The organism is Actinomadura sp. GC306 (genome assembly GCF_004348665.1).
In the GTDB taxonomy this organism is placed as follows: domain Bacteria; phylum Actinomycetota; class Actinomycetes; order Streptosporangiales; family Streptosporangiaceae; genus Spirillospora.
In genome coordinates, this window is sequence record NZ_SMKM01000274.1 from 1 (window position 1) to 8947 (window position 8947).

Below are 8947 nucleotides of genomic sequence, written 5' to 3' on the forward strand. Positions count from 1 at the left end.
ATCCCCTCCAGCGGGGCGCGGAGGCGCTGGCCGCGCTCGCCGAGGGGCGGGCGGAGGCGCGGGCGGCGGCCCTCGCCGAGGTCGAGACCCACGAGCGGGCCCTGCGGGAGGTCGTGGAGCGCAACGCCCGCATCGCGGCGCTCGCCGAGACCGCGGCGAAGCTCGGCGCGACGGCGGCGCTTCCGGAGCGGCTCGACCCGGCGGACATGTCCGCCGCGGAGCTGACCGCCTGGTGCGCCGCGACCGACCCCCTGCTGGACGAGGCCGAGCGCGGCCTGTCGGAGCATCTCGCCGCCCAGGTCAGCACGCAGATCTTCACGGCCCCCGCGGAAGGGCTCAGCGCCGACACCGGGAAGAGCGCACCGCCGCCGCCCACCCTGGACGACGTCCGCCGGAACCTCGAACGGATCATGGCGCGGCTGCTGCCGGACGCGGCCGAGGACGAGCGGCGGGCCGTCGCCGAGGCGGCCGGGCTGCTCGCCGGGATCGGGACGCCGGAGGAGGCCGAGGGCGTCCTGCAGGAGGTCCGGCTGCGGATCCAGTCCGCCAACGCCCGCGTCGAGGAGCGCCGCGCCGAGGAGCGCCGGCGCGCGGCCGAGCGCGATGCCGCCGAGCAGGCCGCGGCCGAGCGCCGCTACGTCCTCGACTCGATCACCGCGGCGTTCGAGGACATGGGGTACGAGGTCCAGGAGGGGTTCGAGACGCTGACCGCCGACGACGGCACCCTCACGCTGACCAAGGGCGCCTGGCCCGACCACAGCGTGAAGATGAAGGTCGACGACGCCGCGCACGTGCGGGCGTCGATGGTGCGCGAGCGGCCCGCCGAGAGCGAGGACGACCGGCGCGTCGACGTGGAGCGCGAGCGGGAGTGGTGCGACGCGTTCGAGGCCGCCCGGGACCGGCTGCGCGACGCCGGGATCCGCTCCGACGTGGCGTGGCGGCTGGAGCCGGGCGTCCGCGAACTGCCGGTTTCGGCGCGGCCGGGGCAGACTAGGGGCCGTGCGGGCCAACGCGAGCGCCATCGCGAGCGTCACAACTGAGGTGCGGGATCGCCGGGGGAGCAGGTACAGGTATGAGCATTGAATCGCCCACGCTCGGGGGGCGGCTGCAGGGGTGGCCGCCGTTCATCCGGGAGCTGGACGCGACCCTTTCCGTGCACTCCCAGTACGTCCTGTCGGGCAACCTCTACGACAGCTTCCTGACGCCGGCGGCGGAAGGCGGCGGGCACGGGCAGCTGCTGCCGCTGCGCGCCCTGCTGTGGGAGACGCTGCGGTCGAGCGGCGCGGCGTTCATGGCCGTCTACGACCCGGTGGACGGGCTGCAGATCATCCCCGGCCCCGGCGAGCCGGGCGGGGACGAGGCGGCGCAGGCCGCCGAGCGGCTGCTCGGCAAGATCAAGCCGGCCGACAAGCCGTCGCTGGAGGCGCTGACCCGGCTGCTGGCCGCGCTGGCCCGGCCGAAGGAGAACGTCCGCGCCGCGTTCGTGATCGACTCGGCGTCGCGGATCGCCCGGACCCCGACCGACCTGGAGCCCGCCGAGCGCGACTTCTTCCGGGTGTGCGCGAAGCTGTCGCGCACCGCGCGCCCGGTCCGGGTGACGGGGGCGCGGCCGAAGCCGCTCTACAACCCGATCGTGTGGCTGGTGGAGCGGCCGGGCGACCTGCCGCCGTGGCTGACGACCGACAACGAGACCATCCGCGAGATCACGATCCCGCGGCCGCACCTCGGCGACCGGCAGGAGACCGCCCGGCTGCTGGCCCGCGCGTTCGGGATCAGCGACGTCGGGGAGGACGAGGTCGCCGCCGCGGCGTGCGACGCGTTCGCCGAGCAGGCCGACGGGCTCACCCTCCAGTCGATGATCGAGGTGACCCGGCTGGCCAAGGAGCGCAGCGTCGACCTGGCCGACCTGCCGGACGCCGTCCGCACCTACAAGCTCGGCGTGCTCGACAACCCGTGGAGCCGCGGGCACCTGCGGCGCCGGGTGCTGGAGGGCGAGCGGCGCGTCCCGGAGCGGGTGATCGGGCAGCCGCAGGCCGTCACCAAGACGCTCGACATCCTGAAGCGGGCGGTGCTCGGCCTGTCCGGCGCGCAGGCGACGCGGTCCGGCAGCCGGCCGCGCGGCGTGCTGTTCTTCGCGGGGCCGACCGGCACCGGCAAGACCGAGCTGGCCAAGGCGATCACCGAGCTGGTGTTCGGGGACGAGTCCGCCTACCTGCGCTTCGACATGAGCGAGTTCTCCGGCGAGGGCTCCGGCGACCGGCTGATCGGGTCGCCGCCGGGGTACGTGGGCCACGAGGCGGGCGGCGAGCTGACCAACGCCGTCCGCGAGGACCCGTTCCGGGTGATCCTGTTCGACGAGATCGAGAAGGCGCACCCGCGGATCCTGGACAAGTTCCTCCAGATCCTGGAGGACGGCCGCCTCACCGACGGGCGCGGCAACACCGTGCACTTCTCCGAGTCGATCCTGATCTTCACGTCGAACCTCGGGATGTTCGTCCCCGGCCGGGACCTCACGCTCCGCGACGCGTCGCCGCACGACCCCGGCATGGGCAACCGGGTGCAGAACATCACACCGGGGATGTCGTACGAGGAGGTCCAGCACCGCATCAAGACCGCGGTGGCCGACCACTTCACCGAGGTCCTGAACCGGCCGGAGCTGCTCAACCGGTTCGGCGACAACATCGTCGTGTTCGACTTCATCTCCGCCGAGGCGGCGCACAAGATCTTCGATCTGCAGTTCGCGAACATCTGCCGGCGGGTCACCGACGAGCACCGGCTCATCCTGACGGTGAAGAGCGAGCCGCTGGCGACGCTCCGCGAATGGTGCACCGAGGAGCTGGACAAGGGCGGGCGCGGGATCGGCATGGCGCTGGAGTCGTCCTTCGTCAACCCGCTGGCGCGCGCGCTGTTCGACCGGGAGCTGACGCCGGACGAGAAGATCACCGTGACCGGTATCCGCCGCGAGGGCGGCATCGTCCATCTGGACCTCACGTGAGCGCGGAGCGCCCGGCGGGCGGTGCCGGCCCGCCGGGGGCGTCCCTGCTGCTCGCCAAGGCGCACTACCCGGTGACCACACTCGGCCCCGGCACCCGCGCCGGCATCTGGACGCAGGGCTGCACCCTGCACTGCCACGGCTGCCTCTCGCGGGACACCTGGGACGCCGATCCGGGCCGGGCCGTCCCGGTCGAAGCGGTCCTGGGCTGGCTCGACTCCCTGCCCGGACCGGTGGACGGGGTGACCGTCTCGGGCGGCGAACCCTTCCAGCAGCCGGCCGCGCTGGCGGCTCTGCTGAAGGGGATACGCGCGTGGCGAGAGAACCGCGACCGTGAGACGATTGCGTTGGACATATTGGTTTACAGCGGATATGTCTACTCTCGGCTCGCCCGGACCGGTGCGACACGCGAGATCCTGGACATGTGCGACGCCGTGATCACAGGGCCGTACGTCGACCGGCTCAACCCCGAGGGGCGACACGCCGAGGGTGGCTCTCTACTCTGGAGGGGGTCGGCCAACCAGCGTGTCGTTCCACTGTCCCCGCTGGGGCGCGAACGGTACGGAGCACTGGCCGGCATCGGGAAGACTGAGAAGGCTACAGGGCCCCGAGTACAGGTGTCCGTGGACGAAGGGCCGGAGGGAAGGCGGGTGTACTACATCGGGATCCCGCGAAGAGGTGACATGGATCACCTCACGTCGAGGCTCGACCGCGCCGGCGTGCGCTCGGGGGATGTGTCATGGCGACCTTGAAATGTCCTGTCTGTGACGAGCCGTTCCAGCCGGGCGACCTGCTCTGCATGAGCTGCGGGGCGAATCTGGCGCGCGCCGGGGGCGGCGGCGCCCACCGGCAGCAGGCGCCGGGCGGGTACGACGACCAGCGGCAGGGATACCCGCCGCAGGGCGGTCCCCAGGGCGGCCAGCAGTACGGCGCCCCGGGCCCGGGGCAGCACGGCCAGCCCTACCAGCAGGCACCGCAGCACGATCCCTACCAGCAGCAGGCGCCGCAGCACCAGGCCCCGCACCAGCCGGGCCCGCCCGGTCAGCCGCAGGACCCGTGGGGCGCGCCGCAGCAGCCTTCGGCACCGTCCGGCCAGCCGGACGCGTGGGGCGCACCGCCCCTGCCCGACCCGCACGGACAACCGCAGCACGGGCAGCCCCAGCACGGCCAGCCGCAACACGGCCAAGCCCAGCACGGGCAGCCCCAGCACGGGCAACCGCAGCACGGCCAGCACCAGTACGGCCAGCCTCCGGGCCAGCCCGGGGGCCAGCAAGGCGGCCAGCACGGGGGGCAGCCGCAGCACGGCGGCGGCCAGCCGCCCATGCCGCAGCAGCCCGCGGGCGGCGACCCGTGGGGCCTGCCGCAGCAGTCCCAGCAGGACCAGTGGGGCACGCCGCCGTCCCAGCAGCAGTACGGCCAGCCCCAGGACCAGCAGTTCGGGCAGCCGTCCCAGGATCAGCAGTACGGCCAGCCGCAGGACCAGTTCGGGCAGCCGCAGGACCAGCAGTTCCCGCCGCCGCAGGACCAGTACCAGCAGCGCGAGCCGCAGTACCCGCCGCGGGACCAGTACGCCCCCCAAGACCAGTACGCCCCGCAGGACCAGTTCGGCATGCCGCAGCCCGGTCCCGCGGACCACGGCTTCGGGGCGCCGTCGCCGCAGCACGGCGGCGGCCAGCCGCCCATGCCGCCCCCGCACGGCCGGGAGGCGACGCTGCTGCCGCCCGAGCAGAACCAGGGCCACCGTCCCGCCGCCGACCCGGGCGGCACGGCGTTCATGTGCCCGTACTGCGAGGCGGTCCTGTCCAACCCGGGCGCCGCGCAGTGCGAATCGTGCCTGCGCCCGCTGCCGGGCAAGGGCACGCCCGTCCTGCGCGTGCAGTTCCCCACGGGTGAGCTGAAGGTCTCCGTCGGGCAGCACCTGGTGCTGGGCCGGGACGCGGGCCAGTCCCCGGTGGCGTCGACGTTCACGCAGTACGACAACGTGTCGCGGCGCCACTCCACGGTGTGGCTCGACCCGTCCGGCACCGCCTGGGTGCGGGACGAGGGCTCCACCAACGGCACCTTCGTCAACGGCGAACGGCTCCCCCGCGGCGTGGAGGCGCCCCTTCGCGACGGCGACCAGCTCCGCCTCGCCGCCGACGTGACGGGGACCGTCCAGCTGGCCTGAACGGCACGTCGAAAGGGCGGCCCCGGTTCGAGAGAATCGGGGCCGCCCTTTCGCCGTCCGGTGGTGTTCCGGCGCGCCGTCCGGTGGTGTTCGGCCGGGTCAGCCGGCGCGCTTGGTGCGGGCGCGGCTGCGCTCGCGCTCCTTGGCGTCCAGCACGACCTTGCGGATGCGGACGAACCGCGGCGTCACCTCGACGCACTCGTCCTCGCGGCAGAACTCCAGCGCCTCCTCCAGCGACAGCTGCCGCGGCGGGGTCAGCCGCTCCAGCTCGTCGCCGGTGGACGACCGCATGTTCGTGAGCTTCTTCTCCTTGGTGATGTTCACGTCCATGTCGTCGGACCGGGAGTTCTCCCCGACGATCATGCCCTCGTACACCTCGGTCGTCGGGCCGACGAAGAACGTCCCCCGGTCCTGCAGGTTCATGATCGCGTACGCGGTGGCGGCGCCGGCCCGGTCGGCGACCAGCGACCCCGACGGGCGGGTGCGCAGCTCCCCGAACCACGGCTCGTACGCCTCGAACACGTGGTGCGCCATCCCGGTGCCCCGCGTCTCGGTCATGAACTCGGTGCGGAACCCGATGAGCCCGCGCGCCGGGACCAGGAACTCCAGCCGGATCCAGCCCGTCCCGTGGTTGGTCATCTGGACCATCCGGCCCTTGCGCACCGCCAGCAGCTGCGTGACGGCGCCGAGGTGCTCCTCGGGGATGTCGATGGTGAGCCGCTCGACCGGCTCGTGCTTGCGGCCGTCGATGACCTTCGCGACGACCTGCGGCTTGCCGACCGTCAGCTCGTAGCCCTCGCGGCGCATGTTCTCGACGAGGATCGCCAGGGCCAGCTCACCGCGGCCCTGCACCTCCCACGTGTCGGGACGCTCGGTCGGCAGCACCCGGATCGACACGTTGCCGACGAGTTCGCGGTCCAGCCGGTCCTTGACCATCCGGGCGGTGACCTTGGTGCCCTTCTCGCGTCCCGCCATCGGCCCGGTGTTCGTGCCGATCGTCATGGAGATCGCGGGCTCGTCCACGGTGATCAGCGGCAGCGGGCGCGGGTCGTCCGCGTCGGCGATGGTGTCGCCGATCATGATGTCGGGGATGCCGGCGATCGCGATGATGTCGCCCGGCCCCGCCTCCCGCGCGGGCTTGCGGGTCAGCGCCTCCGTCATCAGCAGCTCGGTGATCTTCACGCGCTCGACCGAGCCGTCATGCCGGCACCAGGCCACCTGCTGGCCCTTCTTGATCGTCCCGGCGTGCACCCGGCACAGCGCGATCCGGCCGAGGTAGCTGGACGCGTCCAGGTTGGTGACGTGCGCCCGCAGCGGGACGTCCGGGTCGTAGGACGGCGCCGGGATCGTCTCGGTGATGACCTTGAACAGCGGCTCCAGGTCCTCGCCCTCGGGCATCGCGCCGTCGGCCGGCTTCTCCAGCGACGCCCGCCCGGCCCGGCCCGACGCGTAGACGATCGGGAAGTCGATCTGCTCCTCGTCGGCGTCGAGGTCCATGAACAGCTCGTACGTCTCGTCCACGACCTCGTCGATGCGGGCGTCGGGACGGTCGGTCTTGTTCACCACCAGGATCACCGGGAGCCGCGCGGCGAGGGCCTTGCGCAGCACGAACCGGGTCTGCGGGAGCGGGCCCTCGCTGGCGTCCACCAGCAGGACGACGCCGTCCACCATGGACAGCCCGCGCTCCACCTCCCCGCCGAAGTCGGCGTGGCCCGGCGTGTCGATGATGTTGATCGTCATCCCGCCGTGCTTGACCGCGGTGTTCTTCGCGAGAATCGTGATGCCCTTCTCGCGCTCCAGGTCGTCGGAGTCCATCACGCGGTCGTCGACGTTCTGGTTCTCGCGGAAGGCCCCGGACTGCCAGAGCATGGCGTCGACGAGCGTCGTCTTCCCGTGGTCGACGTGGGCGACGATCGCTACGTTTCGGAGGTCGTCGCGCGTGGAGTTGGGCATGCGAGGCTCGCCTTGGCTGAGAGAACGGGGATCGCCGCAGAGCGCGGCACTTGACCATTCTACTTGCCCGAGCCCCCGGCCCGCCCTGCAGAGCCCGCCGGCCCCCGATTCGCCAACTTTGCTCGTTCTTTGTAATCTGCCCGAGATCCGGTCGTCCGGAGTCCCTCCTCTGGGACAGCGACCGGAGCGCCTAATCTCCCGCGTACGGGAGAGCCGGGGACCCAGGTCCCTGGGGTGAATCGACACACGTCGTAGGGCGACCTCCCCGCCCGAACCCGTCAGCTAACCCGGTAGGCGCACGAGGAGAGGAGAGACCGGCTTGGCTCCGGCCCCCCGACGGTGGCGCCGCATCGCGCCCGCCACCACGGCCACGATGCTCCTGATCGGCCTCGGCACCGCCTCGCCCGTGACCGCGCACGCCGCCGCACCGGCCCGGCTGAACCCCACGCCCGCTCCGACGACCGAAGAGGGCCTGCGCAAGAGCCTGGACGCGCTCAACGAAGAGGCCGAGATCCTCACCGAGCAGTACAACAAGACCCGCGTCGACCTCGGCAACGCCCAGAAGGCCGAACGCGCCGCCGCCCGGCAGGCCGCGCACCTCCGCGCCCAGGCCGCCCCCGCCCGCGAGCGACTCGGCCGGCTCGCCGCCGCCAACTACATGACCGGCGCCCCCGACGTCATCTTCGGCGCCGACGGCTCCCCCGACGGCCTCGCCGAACGCGCCTACCTCACCCAGAGCCAGGCCAGCACCGTCCTCTCCCTGCAGCAGCAGATCCAGCAGGCCGAGGCCGCGCAGCGCACCGCCGAGGCCAAGACCGCCCAGGTCGAAAAGGCCACCGAGGACGCCGAGCAGGCCCGCGAAGCCGCCCGTAAAAAGGTCGCCGAGGTCATGAAACGCCTCGACAAACTGACCACCACCCGCGTCAGCGACCCCCGCAGCGGCCTCCGCGCCACCGTCAAGGGCTCCGACCTCCCCGCCGACATGGCCCGCAAGGCCCTCACCAAACTCGGCTCCCCCTACGTGTGGGCGGCCTCCGGCCCCAACAGCTTCGACTGCTCCGGCCTCGTCGTCTGGGCCTACGCCCAGGTCGGCAAACGCGGCCTCCCCCACTACACCGGCGCCCTCTACGGCCTCGGCACCAAGGTCCCCCGGAACCAGCTCCGCTCCGGCGACCTCGTCTACTTCGGCGGAAGCCTCCACCACATGGGCATCTACCTCAGCGACGGCAAATACGTCCACGCCCCCCGAACCGGCGATGTGGTGAAGATCTCAAAACTGTCGGACCGCTCCGACTACGCGGGCGCCAACCGCATCTCCTAGACATACGAGGGCTTCCTGCGGCGCGGTAGGAAGCCCTCGTATTTATTGTTTTTCTGTGGGTTGAGCGCCCTGGGGGCGCTCAACCCACAGAAAAACGTGCGATCGCTGCATCGCTCCGACTCGCCTAGCGGCTCGCTGCGCGATCAGATTCCTCGCAGGCTCGGAACCTGCCTTCGGACGCGATCGCGACGGTTGGGGTCGCCGCGTGGTTGCGGTGGTGGCTGGTGTCTGTGCGTATCTGGGTTGCCGCCCCCGGACCCGTCCCGGCCGACGACAGTGACGACACGAGCAGCCGGGCGCACCTGACGTCGCTGCGAGCCGTCTTGGCTACGCCGGCCCTCACCAAGGTCCGCGTTCGTTGACTTGCGGCGTGTTGCCCTTATGGAGCGCTCCATAAGGGCAACACGCCGCAAGTCAACGGGTTGGCGGCCCGGGGGTGGTCGCCGGGGTTGCGGAGAGCTTGGTGCCCAAGCGCGCGTCTAGTGGGTGACGGCGGTGGGAGGGGGGTCAGGTT

General features: G+C 72.1%; 7 protein-coding genes and 1 riboswitch. Of the genes, 5 read left to right on the plus strand and 2 right to left on the minus strand.

Translation table 11 applies throughout. The features are described 5' to 3' along the window. The 3 genes from E1200_RS34035 to E1200_RS27625 all read left to right on the plus strand — a co-directional run. The coding region (locus E1200_RS34035) for a response regulator receiver protein (RefSeq protein WP_165950487.1) at window positions 1–1040 on the plus strand (1040 nt) is incomplete at its 5' end. A gap of 32 nt (window positions 1041–1072) precedes the next feature. Next, the gene (locus tag E1200_RS27620) at window positions 1073–2995 is read left to right on the plus strand and encodes an AAA family ATPase (RefSeq protein ID WP_131955005.1); all 1923 of its coding nucleotides are present in this window, start codon (window positions 1073–1075) and stop codon (window positions 2993–2995) included. 71 nt (window positions 2996–3066) lie between these two features. After that, on the plus strand, window positions 3067–3744 hold the full coding sequence (locus E1200_RS27625; protein ID WP_243708871.1) for a 4Fe-4S single cluster domain-containing protein: 678 nt from the start codon (window positions 3067–3069) through the stop codon (window positions 3742–3744). On the opposite strand, the gene E1200_RS34040 is transcribed toward E1200_RS27625, so the two are convergent. Next, on the minus strand, window positions 3681–4571 hold the full coding sequence (locus E1200_RS34040; protein WP_165950488.1) for a hypothetical protein: 891 nt from the start codon (window positions 4569–4571) through the stop codon (window positions 3681–3683). The genes E1200_RS27625 and E1200_RS34040 overlap by 64 nt on opposite strands. A gap of 30 nt (window positions 4572–4601) precedes the next feature. Between E1200_RS34040 and E1200_RS34045 the strand changes: the two genes are divergently transcribed. Further along, entirely contained in the window at window positions 4602–5159 is a 558-nt protein-coding gene (locus E1200_RS34045; RefSeq protein WP_165950489.1) for an FHA domain-containing protein, read from the plus strand. Between the two features lie 99 nt (window positions 5160–5258). Here E1200_RS34045 and typA read toward each other — a convergent pair whose 3' ends face one another. Next, the gene (gene typA / locus E1200_RS27635) at window positions 5259–7112 is read right to left on the minus strand and encodes a translational GTPase TypA (RefSeq protein WP_131955008.1); all 1854 of its coding nucleotides are present in this window, start codon (window positions 7110–7112) and stop codon (window positions 5259–5261) included. A gap of 177 nt (window positions 7113–7289) precedes the next feature. After that, window positions 7290–7425: riboswitch (cyclic di-AMP (ydaO/yuaA leader) on the plus strand. A gap of 6 nt (window positions 7426–7431) precedes the next feature. Here typA and E1200_RS27640 point away from each other — a divergent pair. Further along, a complete protein-coding gene (locus tag E1200_RS27640) occupies window positions 7432–8433 on the plus strand; it encodes a C40 family peptidase (RefSeq protein WP_243708872.1) in 1002 nt (333 codons plus the stop codon). The last annotated feature ends 514 nt before the right edge of the window (window positions 8434–8947 follow it).

Excerpts from the sequence above, each read along its gene's own strand:
- E1200_RS27620 (WP_131955005.1), top strand. The coding sequence starts at position 1,073 with ATGAGCATTGAATCGCCCACGCTCGGGGGGCGGCTGCAGGGGTGGCCG.
- E1200_RS34045 (WP_165950489.1), top strand. The coding sequence starts at position 4,602 with ATGCCGCAGCCCGGTCCCGCGGACCACGGCTTCGGGGCGCCGTCGCCG.
- typA (WP_131955008.1), bottom strand. The coding sequence starts at position 7,112 with ATGCCCAACTCCACGCGCGACGACCTCCGAAACGTAGCGATCGTCGCC.